The 556-nt window shown below is 70.7% G+C and carries 1 protein-coding gene; it reads left to right on the forward strand.

Translation table 11 applies throughout. The features are described from left to right. On the forward strand, positions 1-556 hold a 556-nt coding region (locus AB6A69_RS16260; protein WP_371061571.1), incomplete at both ends, for a thiamine pyrophosphate-dependent enzyme.

Here is a 556-nt window from a genome sequence, read left to right on the forward strand (position 1 = left end):
CGGATCGCGGACACGAAATCGCGCTGGGCGCAGCAGCTCTCCGCGATGGACCACGAGGAGGACGACCCCGGCACGGACTGGAACGCGCGCGCCCGCGCCGCCAAGCCCGACTGGATGAGCCCGCGCATGGCGTGGCGCGCGATCCAGGCGGCGCTGCCCCGCGAGGCGATCATCAGCTCCGACATCGGCAACAACTGCGCCATCGGCAACGCCTACCCGTCCTTCGAGGAGGGGCGCAAATACCTCGCCCCGGGCCTCTTCGGCCCCTGCGGCTACGGGCTGCCCTCCATCGTGGGCGCCAAGATCGGCTGCCCCGACGTGCCGGTGGTCGGCTTCGCCGGCGACGGCGCCTTCGGCATCGCGGTGACCGAGCTGACCGCGATCGGGCGCCCCGAATGGCCCGGCGTGACGCAGATCGTCTTCCGCAACTACCAGTGGGGCGCGGAAAAGCGGAACTCCACGCTCTGGTTCGAGGACAATTTCGTCGGCACCGAACTCGACGAGGGCGTCAGCTTTGCCGGCATCGCGCAGGCCTGCGGGCTGAAGGGCGTGGTGG

Source organism: Rhodosalinus sp. 5P4, from assembly GCF_041365695.1.
Classification (GTDB): domain Bacteria; phylum Pseudomonadota; class Alphaproteobacteria; order Rhodobacterales; family Rhodobacteraceae; genus Rhodosalinus.